Origin of the sequence: Solibacillus sp. FSL W7-1324, from assembly GCF_038008025.1 — a bacterium.
Classification (GTDB): Bacteria; Bacillota; Bacilli; order Bacillales_A; family Planococcaceae; genus Solibacillus.
Window position 1 is genome coordinate 956,919 of record NZ_JBBOYH010000001.1, and the last position, 16,350, is coordinate 973,268.

General features: G+C 39.8%; 18 protein-coding genes and 1 other annotated feature. All 18 genes read left to right on the forward strand.

The genetic code is table 11. The annotated features are described in order from the left end of the window. Positions 1–22: 22 nt before the first annotated feature. The 18 genes from MKY71_RS04500 to MKY71_RS04585 all read left to right on the forward strand — a co-directional run bounded on the left by MKY71_RS04500 (position 23) and on the right by MKY71_RS04585 (position 16,316). Entirely contained in the window at positions 23–730 is a 708-nt protein-coding gene (locus MKY71_RS04500; protein WP_339175458.1) for a DUF881 domain-containing protein, read from the forward strand. Positions 731–744: 14 nt separating this feature from the next. Continuing rightward, positions 745–1,110, forward strand: a complete 366-nt coding sequence (locus tag MKY71_RS04505; RefSeq protein WP_339175460.1) for a small basic family protein — start codon at positions 745–747, stop codon at positions 1,108–1,110. 102 nt (positions 1,111–1,212) lie between these two features. Continuing rightward, positions 1,213–2,508, forward strand: coding sequence for a cell division protein FtsA (gene ftsA / locus MKY71_RS04510; protein WP_339175461.1), 1,296 nt, complete (start codon positions 1,213–1,215; stop codon positions 2,506–2,508). Between the two features lie 40 nt (positions 2,509–2,548). Then, positions 2,549–3,712: a cell division protein FtsZ gene (gene ftsZ / locus MKY71_RS04515; protein ID WP_340731723.1), complete on the forward strand. Its 1,164-nt coding sequence runs from the start codon at positions 2,549–2,551 to the stop codon at positions 3,710–3,712. A 316-nt stretch (positions 3,713–4,028) separates the two neighbouring features. Further along, entirely contained in the window at positions 4,029–4,850 is an 822-nt protein-coding gene (locus MKY71_RS04520; protein WP_340731724.1) for a sigma-E processing peptidase SpoIIGA, read from the forward strand. A 13-nt stretch (positions 4,851–4,863) separates the two neighbouring features. Further along, positions 4,864–5,574 (forward strand): RNA polymerase sporulation sigma factor SigE, encoded by a 711-nt coding sequence (gene sigE, locus MKY71_RS04525; protein WP_079525036.1) that lies wholly within the window; start codon positions 4,864–4,866, stop codon positions 5,572–5,574. A gap of 90 nt (positions 5,575–5,664) precedes the next feature. Further along, positions 5,665–6,435, forward strand: coding sequence for an RNA polymerase sporulation sigma factor SigG (gene sigG / locus MKY71_RS04530; RefSeq protein WP_008403388.1), 771 nt, complete (start codon positions 5,665–5,667; stop codon positions 6,433–6,435). Positions 6,436–6,556: 121 nt separating this feature from the next. Further along, positions 6,557–6,796, forward strand: coding sequence for a PRC-barrel domain-containing protein (locus MKY71_RS04535; protein WP_339175464.1), 240 nt, complete (start codon positions 6,557–6,559; stop codon positions 6,794–6,796). Positions 6,797–6,871: 75 nt separating this feature from the next. After that, positions 6,872–7,540, forward strand: a complete 669-nt coding sequence (locus MKY71_RS04540) for a YggS family pyridoxal phosphate-dependent enzyme (RefSeq protein ID WP_339175465.1) — start codon at positions 6,872–6,874, stop codon at positions 7,538–7,540. An 11-nt stretch (positions 7,541–7,551) separates the two neighbouring features. Then, entirely contained in the window at positions 7,552–8,088 is a 537-nt protein-coding gene (locus tag MKY71_RS04545; protein WP_339175466.1) for a cell division protein SepF, read from the forward strand. Positions 8,089–8,110: 22 nt separating this feature from the next. After that, on the forward strand, positions 8,111–8,371 hold the full coding sequence (locus MKY71_RS04550) for a YggT family protein (RefSeq protein WP_339175467.1): 261 nt from the start codon (positions 8,111–8,113) through the stop codon (positions 8,369–8,371). A gap of 194 nt (positions 8,372–8,565) precedes the next feature. Then, positions 8,566–9,354, forward strand: coding sequence for a YlmH family RNA-binding protein (locus MKY71_RS04555; protein ID WP_340731725.1), 789 nt, complete (start codon positions 8,566–8,568; stop codon positions 9,352–9,354). A 95-nt stretch (positions 9,355–9,449) separates the two neighbouring features. Further along, complete coding sequence (locus tag MKY71_RS04560; RefSeq protein WP_251689476.1) at positions 9,450–9,995, forward strand: DivIVA domain-containing protein; 546 nt, start codon at positions 9,450–9,452, stop codon at positions 9,993–9,995. 66 nt (positions 9,996–10,061) lie between these two features. Continuing rightward, positions 10,062–10,284 (forward strand) — a binding site (T-box leader). A 244-nt stretch (positions 10,285–10,528) separates the two neighbouring features. Continuing rightward, entirely contained in the window at positions 10,529–13,294 is a 2,766-nt protein-coding gene (ileS, locus tag MKY71_RS04565; RefSeq protein ID WP_339175469.1) for an isoleucine--tRNA ligase, read from the forward strand. 571 nt (positions 13,295–13,865) lie between these two features. Further along, on the forward strand, positions 13,866–14,762 hold the full coding sequence (ltrA, locus tag MKY71_RS04570; RefSeq protein ID WP_339171590.1) for a group II intron reverse transcriptase/maturase: 897 nt from the start codon (positions 13,866–13,868) through the stop codon (positions 14,760–14,762). Then, on the forward strand, positions 14,666–15,151 hold the full coding sequence (locus tag MKY71_RS04575) for a group II intron maturase-specific domain-containing protein (protein ID WP_339171587.1): 486 nt from the start codon (positions 14,666–14,668) through the stop codon (positions 15,149–15,151). The genes ltrA and MKY71_RS04575 overlap by 97 nt, the downstream gene beginning before the upstream one ends. 167 nt (positions 15,152–15,318) lie before the next feature. After that, the gene (locus tag MKY71_RS04580; RefSeq protein ID WP_340733614.1) at positions 15,319–15,993 is read left to right on the forward strand and encodes an AzlC family ABC transporter permease; all 675 of its coding nucleotides are present in this window, start codon (positions 15,319–15,321) and stop codon (positions 15,991–15,993) included. Further along, positions 15,990–16,316 carry an AzlD domain-containing protein gene (locus MKY71_RS04585; protein ID WP_339175470.1) on the forward strand — a complete coding sequence of 109 codons (327 nt, stop codon included), beginning with the start codon at positions 15,990–15,992 and terminating at the stop codon, positions 16,314–16,316. Before MKY71_RS04580 ends, MKY71_RS04585 begins: the two co-directional genes overlap by 4 nt. Positions 16,317–16,350: the final 34 nt, after the last annotated feature.

Consider the following 16,350-nt stretch of genomic DNA (forward strand, 5'->3'; position numbering starts at 1 on the left):
GCATAAGATCGGAGGGAAGATGATGACGAAAAAAATGTACCGTAATATTACAATCATCTCGTTCATCATCGGCTTTATGCTTGCAGTGCAGTACAACACTGTTCAAAAACCGGCAGAAAGAACTACGGTCGATATTTGGGAAATTCGTCAGCAATTATTTGCGGAGCAGGAGCGGCATTCAGAATTGCTGACCGGAATAAGTGAATTGACCGAAACAGTAAATAAATATGAGGATGCAGAGTTTGATAATCCGGAAGTACTCTTGCAGCAAACGGTTGATCAGCTTAAAGAACGTGCTGGAATCCTGCCGGTTGAAGGACCGGGGTTAACATTAACGGTTGGCGCTTCACCTGAATTAATGGCTTTAGGCTATGAAATAAAGCCTGTATCCCCTGAACTGTTAATCCGCCTTATCAATGATTTAAACCGCTATAACGCGCGGGCCATTGAAGTGGATGACAAACGTTTAAGCTACAACTCGGCCATTCGCGATATTAATGGAAAAACGACGATCAATAGTGAGCCGATTCAAAATACGGATATTGAAATAAACATCATTACATTTACGTATGAACAGGCCGAAAAAATGAAAAACCATTTGCTTGCATCTACGTTCCAGGATGAATTTTATATTGATAATCTAGTATTGACGATTCATGAAGCAGAGCAGAATCTACAAATCGACTCAGTTGTGCCTGTACAAAAAAGTAAGTATTTATCAGAAAAGTAGAAGGGGATGCGAATATGTGGTTACCACTTTTAGGTCTTGTATTAGGTGTGGTATTAGGGATTTTAACAGATATTCAAATTCCATCTGTTTATGAAAACTATTTATCCATTGCTGTACTGGCGGCTCTCGATACTATGGTCGGCGGTATCCGTGCATTATTGCAGCAAGTATACGACGACAAAGTATTTATTTCCGGGTTTTTCTTTAATATAATTTTAGCAGCAGGATTGGCTTTTCTCGGAGTTCATATAGGTGTCGATCTGTATTTAGCCGCAATTTTTGCATTCGGTGTTCGACTATTTCAGAACATCGCAGTCATTCGTCGGTTATTATTGACAAAATATGAAAACAGAAGGTTGAAAAAGGAGGAAAACTCTTAACAATCACGTTAAAATATCATTACAAATTATCGTTTTACTTAGACAATCAACGAAAATTACAATAGAATGAACTATAGGAGTAATCGAAGGAGGTGCAGAAAGTTGAATCATCAAGAAATTTATGTCTCACTCGATATTGGATCATCTTCAATAAAGGTCCTAATCGGTGAGATGAACGGTGATCAATTGCACGTAATTGGTGTAGGTCATGTGAAATCAACAGGAATAAGAAAAGGTGCAATAGTTGATATAGATGCAACTGTACAGTCCATTAAAAAAGCTGTAGACCAAGCAGAGCGAATGACTGGTATTAATATAGAGGAAGTGGTGCTTGGAGTTCCTGCAAACCAGACAGTTCTACAGCCTGTAAAAGGGGTTGTAGCGGTAAACGGTGAAGACCGGGAAATCACGGACGATGATTTAGCTAGAGTAATAGACTCTGCACAGGTAATGTCGATTCCACCAGAGCGAGAGTTAGTAAATTTGATTCCTAAACAATTTATCGTGGACAACCTAGATGAGATTAAAGACCCGCGTGGTATGATTGGCATTCGTTTAGAGATGGATGCGACAATGATTACGACATCCAAGACGCTTGTACATAATGTTTTAAGATGTGTAGAACGTGCAGGCTTGCAAATTCGCGAAATCTATCTACAACCATTAGCAGCAGGGTATTTTGCGCTGACGGAAGATGAGAAAAACCAAGGAACTGCCTATATCGATTTAGGCGGCGGCTCAACTACTGTTGCGGTATTCCAGGATGGACTGCTGACAAATACAGCTGTTATCCCGGTAGGCGGAGATCATATTACGAAAGATTTATCGATCGTATTGAAAACTCCTACTGAACAAGCCGAAAAAATCAAAAAGCAGTATGGACATGCCTTTTACGATGATGCTTCAGATGAACAGACGTTTGATGTTCCTGTTGTTGGTACTGATACAACAGATCAATACAGTCAACGCTTTATATCAGAAATTATCGGAGTGCGTTTAGAAGAGTTATTTGAATTAGTTTTGGATGAATTAGCACGTATGGGGGTACAGGATTTACCGGGTGGTGTTGTGATTTCCGGCGGGGTAGCTCAGCTGGAAGGAATTGCTCAGCTGGCGCGACAAGTAATGTTAACACGAGTTCGTATTTATACACCGGATTACATCGGTGTACGTGAACCGGCCTTTACGACGTCAGTAGGTTTAATTCGATATGCACATGCAGAAGACGAATTTTACGGAAGAAGCGAGCCGGTACCAGCTTCTTCATATGCAGCACCTTATCCTACTCAACCAACTCCTTCTAAAAAACAATCAAATGTGCCGGAGAGAGTAGAAAGCGCAAGTAAAGTAAGTGTGATTGATCGCGCGAAAAACTTATTAAACAAATTTTTCGATTAATACGAAAATGAATGACGTGAACAATTAGGAGGAGAAGAGTATGTTAGAATTTGAAACGGATGTTGAACAATTAGCCGTTATTAAAGTAATCGGCGTTGGCGGAGGCGGTAACAATGCCGTAAACCGCATGATTGAACATGGTGTACAAGGTGTAGACTTTATCGCTGTAAATACAGATGCGCAAGCTTTAAATCTGTCAAAAGCTGAATATAAACTACAAATTGGCGGTAAATTAACACGTGGACTTGGAGCAGGGGCAAACCCTGAAGTAGGTAAAAAAGCTGCTGAAGAAAGTCGCGAACAGTTGGAAGAAGTATTACGCGGTGCCGATATGGTATTCGTAACTGCCGGTATGGGCGGTGGTACTGGTACTGGTGCAGCACCAGTAATCGCATCAATCGCACGTGATTTAGGTGCATTGACAGTAGGTGTTGTAACACGTCCATTTACATTTGAAGGCCGTAAACGCCAAACACAGGCAATCGGCGGTATTACTTCAATGAAGGAAGCGGTTGATACTTTAATCGTCATTCCAAACGATAAGTTACTTCAAATTGTTGATAAATCAACACCAATGCTTGAAGCGTTCCGTGAAGCGGACAATGTATTACGTCAAGGTGTACAAGGTATTTCAGACTTGATCGCAACACCTGGTTTAATCAACCTGGACTTTGCCGATGTAAAAACAATCATGTCCGATAAAGGTTCTGCATTAATGGGTATCGGGATTGCTGCTGGTGAAAACCGTGCAGTAGAAGCCGCTAAAAAAGCAATTTCTTCTCCATTACTTGAAACATCAATCGATGGAGCAAAAGGTGTCATTATGAATATTACAGGCGGAACGAACTTAAGTTTATTCGAAGTTCAGGAAGCTGCCGATATTGTACAGCTTGCTTCAGACGAAGAAGTAAATATGATTTTCGGTTCTGTCATTAACGATAACTTAAACGATGAAATTATCGTAACGGTTATTGCAACAGGTTTCTCTGATGACTTTATTATTCAAAAACCGCAGCCAGTACGTCCATCAATCGGTGTTCGTCAACAAGCTGCAACAAGCGCATCTCAACCGCAGCAACAGCAGCCTGTACGTCAGCAAGAACAGGTGCAACAAGAAACACCGCGTCAAACACAACAAACAAACTATCAGCAGGACGATGCATTGGATATTCCGACATTTTTACGCAATCGTCGCAATCGCTAGTCTTATAGATTTTCATAATATGAAAAACGATTATTTACATGTACATGTGAATAATCGTTTTTTTTTAGTTTAAGAGAGGCTGTGGAAAGTAGCTTGCTATACAATGTGCTCCAAAGAAAAAGTAGAAAAACAGATTCCCCGTTACAAAAAAGGTCCCCCTCTCCACCTATGTTTCTATAACTTTCCCTCTGCCAACTTTTTGTCGATTGAATTTGAATAGCGTAACAATATGTCATACGATTCTTCCAGATTTATGCAACAGTTAGACAAAATACACTGAGGGGGTTTGATAATCTTATTTACAGGAGGACAATACATGTATGCAGAGTGGATTCTTTTAATGAATTTTTTAATGAATCTCGTACTACTAAAATTTACCGCAACCATAACATATACCATCATTCCAATTTGGAGATTACTATTAGGAGCCTTTTGTAGTGCGCTGATCGCTGTGTTATTTATGGGAAACATATTCATGTTGCTTGTAAGTTTCATCGTACTATTGGGCATAGCCTTTTCATTTAAATGGAAAATATTTTACGAGCAAGGGAAGTGGATTGTTGTCGCTACTTTGCTCGCAGGTGGATTAATAACAGCATTACAACCATTTTTGCTTGCATCTCCGTTTTTCGTTTATATTTTTTTATGTTTCGGCATAGTATGTATTAGTTTGACAGTGATGAAACAAGGCTGGTTTCAAAAACTGCAGAATGTTGCACAAAGTCGGTATGTCACGACAAGCAAAGTGGAACTGTTCGAACAACAAATGGGGCTTGTAACATATATTGATACCGGAAATGAATGCACGGAACCTTTAAGTCAGGCGCCGGTCCATTTTATTTCATTTAAAGCAGTTCAATCGATGTTACCGGATGAATTTAGTGAATGCCTGCTCAAATGGGATGAACAGGAGCCTTACTCACTGACAATGTTTTCAAAGGAAATACAGAAAAGAATACGTATTGTTCCTATTACAACGGTTCAAAAAGGCACATTACTCGTACCGGCCTTTCGTGCCACAATTGTCATTCAGAACAAGACGTATCCAAATCACTATGTTGTATTTACGAAAAATGATGCGCGCTTTCCGCAAAATGCACAAATGATTGCACATGTGTTTGTCCTAACGAATTCATAAGGGAGGATCGATATTGCTTAAAAAAATTCAATCGATAATTTTAAACATACTAAGCTACTTTAGAAGAAAAAAAGGGACATACTATATAGGGGGACATGATTCATTGCCTATTCCATTAACTAGAGAAGAAGAAGTTGTCGTAGTCGAAGCATTTATGAATGGTGACTTGCATGCCAGAGATATGTTAATTGAGAGAAATTTACGTTTAGTTGTTTATATTGCAAGACGTTTTGATAATACGAGCACGCCGATTGAGGATTTAATCAGCATCGGTTCCATTGGCCTTATTAAAGCGATTGAAACATTTAATTTGGATAAAAATATTAAATTAGCGACGTATGCATCCCGCTGCATCGAAAATGAAATCTTGATGCATTTACGAAAGACGAGCCGCATGAAGGGCGAAGTATCCTTTGATGAACCGTTAAATGCGGATGCAGACGGAAATGAGCTATTGCTTTCAGACATATTAGGGACAGAAGAACATATCATAACACTTGATGTAGAACGTAAAATTGAGCGTCAGCATATGTTTAATGCCATTAATCAGCTGACACCTCGTGAAAAATATATTATGGAATGCCGTTTTGGCCTAAACGGAAAAGAAGAAATGACGCAAAAAGAAGTAGCGGATCATTTAGGTATTTCACAATCTTATATTTCAAGGTTGGAGAAAAAAATTATTATGGATTTACGTGAATTCCTGAACGAACCAATTGCATAAGATGGTTAAATTTGGCGCGCATAGCGACGACCAATTCGGACAAAATGATTGAAAAGACAAAAGACAATCTAGTTCGGAAGGTGAAGTTGGATGCGTACAAAAGTGGAATTATGTGGTGTGGATACATCTACATTACCAGTACTGAAGCCAGATGAAATGAAAGATTTATTTATACGATTACAGCAAGGAGAATGGATTGTTCGTGAGCAGCTAGTTTTCTGTAATTTACGGTTAGTGCTCAGTATTGTCGGCCGTTATGCCTATCGTGGCGAACAGGCAGATGATTTATTCCAAGTAGGATGTATTGGTTTATTAAAAGCGATTGATAATTTTGATTTGAAGCATAATGTTCGATTTTCAACATATGCTGTACCGATGATAATGGGAGAAATCCGCAGACATCTGCGCGATCATCATGCACTGCGTGTATCTCGTTCATTGCGCGATATTGCATATAAAGCGATGAAAGCAAAAGAACAGTTTATTGCGGAACATTTAACAGAACCCACTATCGAACAGTTGGCACAGGCAATCGAGATGAAAAAAGAAGATGTTTTATTTGCTCTTGATGCAATTCAAGACCCGATGTCACTGCAGGAACCGATCTATTCCGATGGTGGCGATGCAATCTTCATGATTGACCAAATTAAAGATAAAGTTACAGAAGAGCATTGGGTCGGTTCGATTTCATTGCAAGAGAGTATGAAAAAGCTGAATAGCAGACAAAAAATGATTATAGAAAAGCGATTTTTCCTAGGAGAAACTCAAACTGAAATCGCACAATCTTTAGGTATTTCACAAGCGCAAATATCGAGATTGGAAAAGAGTGCGGTAGAATTGATGAAGCGGGATTTCCGTTAAATAGATAGAAATTCTGAGGGACTGTCCAACACGTAGGGCTGTCCCTTTCATCATAGTTACACAATGTTTGAATACTTATATTGGGGTAAAAATAAATTAATGATACAGAGAGGATGGAGGAATGCGATTTTCATCCGTTCAGGAAAAGGAAATCATTGAGGCATCCAGCGGGAAATTTATCGGTTATATTGTAGATGCGGAAGTGGACGAAAAAGAAGGCGCCATTATTGCATTTATAATTTCCCCGCCAAAAAAGTTTTACCATTTATTTCAAGGGGAAGAGTTAGTTAAGAAAATCCTTTTCAGTAATATACTCACAGTCGGTAAAGATGTCATTTTAGTGAAATCACCGGATGAATAGTTCACGCTATTCATTGAAAATTAAACTATCAATTGATACAATAAGAGAAACTATTGTTGTAAAGTTGGGAAAAAAGTGACGAAAATCATAGAAAACTTAAAACAGATTGAACATCAAATAGAAATTGCAAAACAACGTGTCAATGCCAAACAGGCAGTTCAGATTATTGCTGTGACGAAAGAAGTAGATGTCAATCGGACAGAAGAGGCAATCGAAGCAGGTCTTGTCCATATGGGAGAAAATCGTCCTGAAGGCTTATTAAATAAGCTGGATTCGATTAAATCAGATGTTTCATGGCATTATATTGGTTCATTACAGACGAGAAAAGTAAAGCAGGTAATTGATCAAATTGACTATTTACATTCTCTTGATCGATTAAGCCTGGCAGAAGAGATTGAAAAAAGAGCAACAAAACGAGTGAAATGTTTCTTGCAAGTCAATGTTTCCGGTGAAGAATCGAAACATGGCTTAACGAAAGAACAAGCGCTGGATTTCGTAAAGCAGCTTGAGCAATTTTCAAAAATTGAAGTAGTAGGTTTAATGACAATGGCTCCTTTTACTGAAGATGAAACGATGATTAGACAAGTGTTTAAACAGTTAAAACAATTGCAACAAGAAGTGTCACAATTGAACATTCCAAATGTACCTTGTACTGAATTATCGATGGGCATGTCAAATGACTACGAAATTGCAGTTGAAGAAGGGGCAACATTTGTTAGAATTGGAACAGCTCTTGTTGGCTAAGGAGGATTAATATGAGCATTAAAAATATTTTTGACAAGTTCTTTTATTTAGAAGAAATAGAAGAAGATTATGCTCCTGCCAAGAATCAAACAGTGCAAAAACAAGCACCAAAAGCAGTTCAAAATGAACCACAGCAATTTTATCAGGATTATGGCCAAAAGCAGCAACCACAACTCATTCAAAACCGAATGAAGAAGGAGCGTAAAATGCAACAGCAACCACCACGCAATGAAGTCGTGATGCAAAATCATAACAATGTTGTGAGCCTTCAAGCTGCGTCTTCATCGAAGAATTCAAAGTTAGTATTATTAGAACCACGTGTATATGCAGAGGCGCAGGACATAGCGGAACATTTAAAAAATAAACGTGCTACCGTTGTCAATTTACAGCGCATCGACCGAGATCAAGGGAAGCGAATAATCGATTTTCTTAGTGGAACAGTGTATGCTTTAGGTGGAGATATTCAACGTATTGGAAATGATATTTTCCTATGTACACCGGAAAATGTTGAAGTAACTGGAGAAATTTCTAATTTAACGTTCGAGTAATTAAATTTTGTGAGGTAAAAACATGATCATATTTTCGATTGTATCAACAGCATTTCTTGTTTACCGTTTTATGCTGATTGGATACATATTAATGTCTTGGGTTCCGGCACTGCAAGAATCGGCTGTTGGTCGTTTCCTTGAAACAGTATGTGAACCGTATTTAGGATTCTTCCGCAAATTTATTCCACCGATTGGCATGATTGATATTTCACCAATTGTCGGTTTATTCGCGTTAGTATTTATTGAGCGAGGCGTCTATAGCGTCCTAGCATTTTTCCTATAATCTAATTGAACTCCTGCCATTGTAGGAGTTTTCTTTATTTCCGGCTGTTTTCGGTGTTATCGGATTGTAGCTGGCCAGCCTTCAATCGGGAAAGGTTCCGGAATGAGCCGAACACCTATACATAAAATAGAAGTTTAATTTAATTGAAAAGTGGAAAAATTAGTAACACAGTTTAAAAGAAAGTAGGAATTATGATGGAGCATTTAATCCAGCATTTTCGTAAAGATGAACAACCTTTCATTGAGCAAGTTATTGGATGGCAGCGTGAAGTAGAAGATCGCTATGCTCCAAAATTGACGGATTTTTTAGATCCGAGACAGCGTTTTATCGTAGAGTCCATTGTTCAGCAATCCGATGATCTCCGCGTGTTTACAGAAGGGGTATTTGAAGAAGCAGAGCGTAAACGTATGCTGATCGCTCCTTCCTATTACGAGCCGGTTGAAACCGATTTTCAGATTGCTGTATACTCATTGAATTACCCGACAAAATTTGTCCAGCTGCGCCATCCTGATGTATTAGGTGCCTTATTATCGATCGGACTTGACCGCAGTAAGTTTGGCGATATCCGGCTTGCCGATAATACGGTCCAATTTGCTATTGCTTCGGAAATCGCGGATTATGTGCGTTTGCATTTAACAGGTATCGGCAAGGTGAAAGTAAGCGCTGAGGAAATGGATGCGACAACACCGTATATTCAAAACGAGGAGCAATGGGTCGAAAGCTCGCACACGGTTTCTTCCATGCGTCTTGATGTGGTTTTGGCGACAATCGTAAATATTTCCCGTCAAAAATCGCAAAGCCTGATCAATGCAGGAAAAGTAAAGGTTAACTGGACTGTCAGAGAAGCTGTTGCCTTTGAATTGCAGGAAGGGGACATTATTTCTGCACGGGGATATGGACGGTTAAAAGTCATCATGACAGAAGGACGGACAAAAAAAGATAAGATTCGATTACAAGTAGGTCGTTTAGAGCAAAAAGTATAATTTTCAACTGTTTTTTAGGAAAACATGATGTTATTCCGAAAAGAAACGTTTATAATACTTGTAAGAATGCACGTAAAAAAGGAGAGTAGAACGATATGCCATTATCACCTCTTGATATACATAATAAGGAGTTTACACGTGGTTTCCGTGGTTATGCAGAAGACGAAGTAAATGAATTTTTAGATCAGATTATTAAAGATTATGAGATTGTTTTACGCGAGAAAAAAGAGCTCGAGGAAAAGATTAAAATGATGTCGGAACAAATGAATCATTACAATTCATTGGAAGACACATTACAAAAATCAATTGTTGTTGCTCAAGAGGCAGCTGGCGAAGTTCGTCGCAATTCCGAAAAAGAAGCAAAGCTCATCGTTAAAGAAGCTGAAAAAAATGCGGATCGTATTGTCAATGACGCATTGGCAAAAGCGAGAAAAGTGACGATTGAGATTGACGAATTGAAAAAACAGTCGAAAGTGTTCCGCAACAGATTCAAAATGTTAGTGGAAGCACAGCTTGATTTACTGAATACAGGCGATTGGGATCAATTACTGGAATATGATGTAGATTTAACGGAAATCCAGGAAAACAATCGTAAAGAAATCAAAGAAGAGAACCAAAATGACGAAAATGCCGTGTATTAGTCAACGGTACTTGACATTTTATACAGCCTTTTCATATACTGAAAAATAATGAATAGGATGCACTTGCATCAGGCTTTGACGGAGACAGTAAATTTAACATTGTGGTTTAGCGATTCGAGGACGGTGAGAGCTCGAACGAAGCAAGTTAAATCGAAAATCACTCCTGAGCTAAATAACTGAAATTCGAGTAAGTTATTTCGTAGCACACGACGTTACAGTGTCTAATGAGGCTAATTGTATTTAGCGAATTTAGGGTGGTACCACGAGACTAATGCTCCTCGTCCCTTTTTTACAGGGATGGAGGGGCTTTTTTGTTGTATAAAAAGCTACCAAATCCTTAAGAGCATTAAAAACATGATTATTTTAGAAGCTGCATTATTTGTTGAAGCTGTTGATTAGAAACGGGGGGATGGAACGAATGCCAAAATCGTCACTTCCTGTGACAATGCTTTCGTGACAACATCGTGTTGGCCCCATCCCCGGAATGGAAATCAATAATCAGCAATCGATAAGAACACTAGGAGGAATTTACAATGGTAGAGTATAAAGACACATTATTAATGCCGAAAACCGACTTCCCTATGCGCGGCGGTTTGCCAACTAAAGAACCACAAGTTCAGGCACAATGGGATGAAATGGATATTAACAAATTAGTGCTGGAGCGTACGAAAGACCGTCCTCACTATTTACTGCATGATGGTCCTCCATATGCAAACGGAGACATCCATATCGGTCACGCATTGAACAAAGTTATCAAAGATATGATTAACCGACAAAAATCGATGTCAGGTTTCCACGTGCCATATATTCCAGGCTGGGATACACACGGTTTACCAATCGAGCAGGCATTAACAAATAAAGGTGTTAAACGTAAAGAAATGTCGGTTGCAGAATTCCGTGAGCTTTGCGAAAAATACGCTTATGAACAAATCGAAAACCAAAAAAGCCAATTCCGTCGTCTAGGTGTACGCGGTGACTGGGAAAATCCGTATATCACATTAAAACCTGAATTCGAAGCACGCCAAATTGAAGTGTTCGGGAAAATGGCGGAAAAAGGCTATATTTATAAAGGCTTAAAACCGGTTTATTGGTCTCCATCTTCTGAATCTGCATTGGCAGAAGCGGAAATCGAATATAAAGATGTTGAATCGTATTCAATTTATGTAGCATTCGGCATTAAAGACAGCAAAGGCGTAGTACCGGCAGATGCTAAATTTGTCATCTGGACAACAACGCCATGGACAATTCCGGCAAACTTAGGGATTTCGGTTAACCCTGAATTCACATATGTTGTCGTAGAAACAAACGGCAGCAAATATATTGTTGCAAAAGATTTACTGGAAAAACTGTCAGCGACATTCGGCTGGGAAGATGTTCAGATCGTTCAGGAAGTACAAGGCGAACAGCTTGATATGATCGTTGCAGAACATCCAATCTACAAACGTGATTCATTAGTGATGGTAGGTGACCACGTTACTGCTGACGCTGGTACTGGTTGTGTACACACAGCACCTGGTCATGGTGAGGACGACTATCAGATCGGTAAACGCTATGGTCTGGACATTTTATCACCTGTTGATAACGGTGGCTGCTACACAAATGAAGCACCTGGTTTTGAAGGATTATTCTATGAAAAAGCAAATCCGGTTGTCATTGAAAAATTAAAAGAAGAAAATGCTTTATTGAATGTTTCTAAATTTACACACTCATACCCGCATGACTGGCGTACGAAAAAACCGGTAATTTACCGTGCAACACCGCAATGGTTCGCATCTGTTGAAATGTTCCGTAGTGAATTATTAGATGCAGTAACAGCGACAGAATTTACACCAAGCTGGGGCGAAACACGTCTTTACAATATGATTCGTGACCGTGGTGACTGGGTAATTTCCCGTCAGCGTGCATGGGGTGTACCAATTCCGATTTTCTATGCGGAAGATGAAACACCGATCATCACATCAGAAACAATTGCGCATATTTCAAAATTATTCCGTGAACACGGTTCGAATATTTGGTTCCAGCGTGAAGCAAAAGACTTGCTTCCGGAGGGCTTCACTCATGAAGGCAGCCCGAACGGCAAGTTTACAAAAGAAAACGATATTATGGATGTATGGTTCGACTCTGGATCATCTCACCAAGGTGTATTAGCGGAACGCGGACTGAAATACCCTGCTGACCTTTATCTTGAAGGTTCTGACCAACACCGTGGCTGGTTCAACTCATCATTAATCACATCTGTTGCGATTAATGGGCATGCACCATACAAAGGTTTATTAACACATGGTTTCGTATTGGACGGCGAAGGACGCAAAATGTCCAAATCTCTTGGTAACACGATTGACCCGATCAAAGTGATGAACCAATACGGTGCCGACATTATCCGTATGTGGGTAGCATCTGTTGACTATACAGGGGATGTTCGTATTTCAATGGATATGTTGAAGCAAGTTTCTGAAACATACCGTAAAGTGCGTAACACATTACGCTTCCTGCACGGAAATGTGACAGACTTTAACGAAACGACTGATCGTGTCGCTTATGAAGAGTTACGCGAAATGGATCAGTATATGTACATGCGCTTACAGGATGTTGTAAAAACAATCCGTGAAGCATATGACCGTTATGACTTCTCAACAGTTTACACAACTGTAAATAACTTCGTAGCAATCGAGCTTTCTTCATTCTACTTGGATATTGCAAAAGATGTTGTGTATATCGAAGGAACGGACAACAAAAACCGCCGTGCAATGCAAACGGTAATGTATGATACATTAATGGCATTAGTGAAATTATTAACGCCAATTATTCCACATACGACAGAAGAGTTATGGAGCTACATCGAATTTGATGGCAAGCCACAATCTGTACAATTAACAGATTTCCCAGAAGTAGTGGAACAAGCAAACTTTGCGGATCTACGTGCGAAATGGGTAAAAGTAATTGCAGTACGCAACGAAGTGTTAAAAGCATTGGAAGAAGCGCGTAATGCTAAAACAATCGGTAAATCACTGGAAGCGAAAATCTCGGTTTATGCAGACAGTGAAACAATCGAGCTTTTAAATGATGCAAACATCGATTTTGCACAGCTTTCAATCGTATCTCAATTCTTCATCGCAGGAAGTAAGGAAAATGCACCTGTAGAAGCATTAGCACTTGATAAAACAGCGTTAGTTGTTGAAAAAGCAGATGGTGAAAAATGTGAGCGTTGCTGGACAATTTCAGAAACAGTCGGCGCAAGCGAAAACCACCCAACACTATGTAAACGTTGTGCGGATGTTGTAGAAAACTATTACGTATAAAAACTTTGAACGCTGTTGCCAATTTGGCAATGGCGTTCCTTTAGTGTGCCCGGCATGCACAACAGCCTGGTGGTGAAAGTCCACTACAGGCTTGGCAGTAGGAACTGTTAGCGAAAGACAAGGGTGTCCATGGTGACGTGGAATCTGAAGGAAGTCGGACGCAAACTCTCGAACTGACGAACAGAAATCAGATAAAAGGCTGACTTGGGACGGATGAGCTTGCTAAACAAAGCGAAGTCCAATACTGCCCAAATCCCATACAGTAAATCTGGCAGTTACATGAGAGGAAGGCGGTTGTGCTTACCCGGGGAGGTCTCTTGAGGGTTATTCAATTAACAATTTGTTTAGTGATAAATGGATGAATCAAGAGAAGTCAGCAGAAGCCATAGTAGTCTTCGACCGAAGATGAAGGGCCGAACAATCTTTTAAATCTTGAAAGAAACAAGGAGGTGGAGACATCCCGCCAAAACACAGAAAACATCAAGGTATAGACCGAATAGATGGCTACTTATAGAGGGATAAGCTGGAAGCGAAAGAGTATATAAGAGCGTGTAGGGATGTAAACATGGAAATGAAGAAACAAGAAAGTATCAATTTAATTGACAGAATTGCGTCCCATAGAAACCTATGGAATGCATATAAGAAAGTAAAAGGAAATGGAGGAGCACCTGGAATCGACGGTATCACGGTTGATGGACTGAAGGCGCATTTAATAAAATACGAGGAACCATTGAAAAGGAAATTAAAAGATGGTTCCTACCAACCTCAACCAGTGAAACGAGTAGCTATCCCAAAAGCGAATGGCTCCAAACGATATCTAGGTATACCATGTGTATTGGACAGAGTTGTTCAACAAGCCATTCTACAAGTCATCCAACCAATAATTGATCCACACTTTTCAGACAAAAGTTTTGGCTTCCGAAAAGGTCGAAACCAACACCAGGCAATTGCCCTCGCTAAGAAATATTACGAGGAAGGTTATCGAACAGTGGTCGATTGTGACTTGAAAAGTTACTTCGATACGATTCATCACCAGCGACTACGAGCTTATTTGGAAGAATTCATAACAGATAAAATAGTACTTAAGCTAATATGGAAATTCTTACGCTCAGGCATATTGGACAAGGACATCCTCATTGAAACGACAGAAGGTACACCCCAAGGGGGTCCACTCTCTCCAATTCTAGCAAACGTGTATTTAAACAAGCTAGATAGAGAGTTAGAAAAACGAGGACACCGATTCATTCGCTATGCGGATGATTTTGTGATTTATGTAAAGTCACCAAGAGCAGGTGAACGCGTCATGACCAGTGTCAAGAATTTTATCGAAGATGAACTGGGTCTCACAATCAATGAGCAGAAAAGTAAAGTATGTGGCGCAACAGCAGCTACATTCTTAGGGTTTCATCTACAAAATCTGTCGGGAAAGTGGGATACCGACCAATCAAGTCCGCCAAGAAACGACTAAAAGATAAGCTAAGAATACTGACGAGTCGTAAACGAACAGGGACATTTAGTGAGATTGTGAAAAGAATCAATCAAACAACGGTTGGTTGGATTAATTACTACGGAGTTTCCAACATGAAAACTTTCATCCAAGAATTACAGGGATGGTTAAACCATCGCTTACGTCAATTAATATGGAAACGGTGGAAGCTACCACGAACTAAATATGTGAAATTACGCCAATACGGAATCCAACATGATGAAGCGATGAAAACGGCGCATTCAAGAAAAGGGTACTGGCGAATATCACGAAGCGAGGTTCTACACCAAGCCATTCCAAATAAAAGGCTCGTAAAATGGGGACTGAAAGACCTGTCCCAATTTTACGAGCAAAGATACTCAAAAGATTGAACCGCCGTATACGGAACCGTACGTACGGTGGTGTGAGAGGTCGGCTAGCCAATTAATGGCTAGCCTCCTACTCGATTACCTTTTTTATTTTTCCGAAAAAATAAAATATTTAGGAGTTGTATATTTTGGAACAAATCGAACAAAAGCCATTGACTCCTGATACGTTTATGCAGGGGATAAAAGATTGTGTACCAACATTACTCGGGTATATTAGCATCGGTCTTGCATTTGGTGTGGTCGGAATTGCATCAGGCATCTCGGTATTGGAAGTATTTTTACTGTCGGTGCTTGTATATGCCGGTTCCGCCCAGTTTATCTTTTGTGGATTGTATTTAGCAGGAGCTCCTGTAACAGCGGTCATTGTCACAATCTTTATCGTCAATTTACGGCACTTGCTCATGTCTTTGACAATTGCACCGTACTTCACCAAGTATTCGACGCTGCGTAATATCGGGTTCGGGACATTGCTGACAGATGAAACATTCGGTGTCTCCATCGTTGCTGCCGGAAAAGAAGGGCGTCTTGGCGGAAGGTGGATGGATGGGTTAAATATAACGGCCTATACAAGCTGGATTGCGGCGTGTACAGTTGGGGGCATTATCGGGCAATGGCTGCCGGATCCGGAAAAATGGGGCCTGGATTATGCTTTAGTGGCAATGTTTGTTGCGCTGCTTGTTTTGACACTTGCGAGCATTCCAAAAGAAAAATTAATGCATTACATAAAACTGATTGCCATTATGGTGATCAGCATGTACGGGATGCTTTACTTCATGCCGGGGCATTTAGCTGTTCTGTTATCAACAATGGTTGTTGCGACGATTGGGGTGGTATTGGAAAAATGACAACCTCGTTAGCGATGGTATTATTAATTTTAGGATGTGCCTTAGTAACATGGATTCCTAGAATAATGCCGTTTATATTAGTGAAAAATATGAAAATGCCGAAAATTGTTCTGCGATGGCTTGCCTACATACCGGTTTGTATATTGTCCGCCCTCGTAATTGAAGGTTTCTTCGAGAAAGAAGAAGCATTCGTTACGGTTCAGTGGCTAAATGTAATAGCGTTTATTCCAACACTATTTATTGCTTTACTTACAAAAAGTTTATCAAAAACCGTAGTTGCCGGTGTCGTGACAATGGCGGGACTGCGGTTATTATTCGGTTGAAGGTTTAAGGCTTGTTTAGTTGAATGTGACTAAA

Coding starts and splice junctions, on each gene's coding strand:
- MKY71_RS04500 (WP_339175458.1), top strand. CDS start 23: ATGACGAAAAAAATGTACCGTAATATTACAATCATCTCGTTCATCATC.
- MKY71_RS04505 (WP_339175460.1), top strand. CDS start 745: ATGTGGTTACCACTTTTAGGTCTTGTATTAGGTGTGGTATTAGGGATT.
- ftsZ (WP_340731723.1), top strand. CDS start 2,549: ATGTTAGAATTTGAAACGGATGTTGAACAATTAGCCGTTATTAAAGTA.
- MKY71_RS04520 (WP_340731724.1), top strand. CDS start 4,029: ATGTATGCAGAGTGGATTCTTTTAATGAATTTTTTAATGAATCTCGTA.
- sigG (WP_008403388.1), top strand. CDS start 5,665: ATGCGTACAAAAGTGGAATTATGTGGTGTGGATACATCTACATTACCA.
- MKY71_RS04535 (WP_339175464.1), top strand. CDS start 6,557: ATGCGATTTTCATCCGTTCAGGAAAAGGAAATCATTGAGGCATCCAGC.
- MKY71_RS04545 (WP_339175466.1), top strand. CDS start 7,552: ATGAGCATTAAAAATATTTTTGACAAGTTCTTTTATTTAGAAGAAATA.
- MKY71_RS04550 (WP_339175467.1), top strand. CDS start 8,111: ATGATCATATTTTCGATTGTATCAACAGCATTTCTTGTTTACCGTTTT.
- MKY71_RS04555 (WP_340731725.1), top strand. CDS start 8,566: ATGGAGCATTTAATCCAGCATTTTCGTAAAGATGAACAACCTTTCATT.
- MKY71_RS04560 (WP_251689476.1), top strand. CDS start 9,450: ATGCCATTATCACCTCTTGATATACATAATAAGGAGTTTACACGTGGT.
- ileS (WP_339175469.1), top strand. CDS start 10,529: ATGGTAGAGTATAAAGACACATTATTAATGCCGAAAACCGACTTCCCT.
- ltrA (WP_339171590.1), top strand. CDS start 13,866: ATGAAGAAACAAGAAAGTATCAATTTAATTGACAGAATTGCGTCCCAT.
- MKY71_RS04575 (WP_339171587.1), top strand. CDS start 14,666: ATGTGGCGCAACAGCAGCTACATTCTTAGGGTTTCATCTACAAAATCT.
- MKY71_RS04580 (WP_340733614.1), top strand. CDS start 15,319: ATGCAGGGGATAAAAGATTGTGTACCAACATTACTCGGGTATATTAGC.
- MKY71_RS04585 (WP_339175470.1), top strand. CDS start 15,990: ATGACAACCTCGTTAGCGATGGTATTATTAATTTTAGGATGTGCCTTA.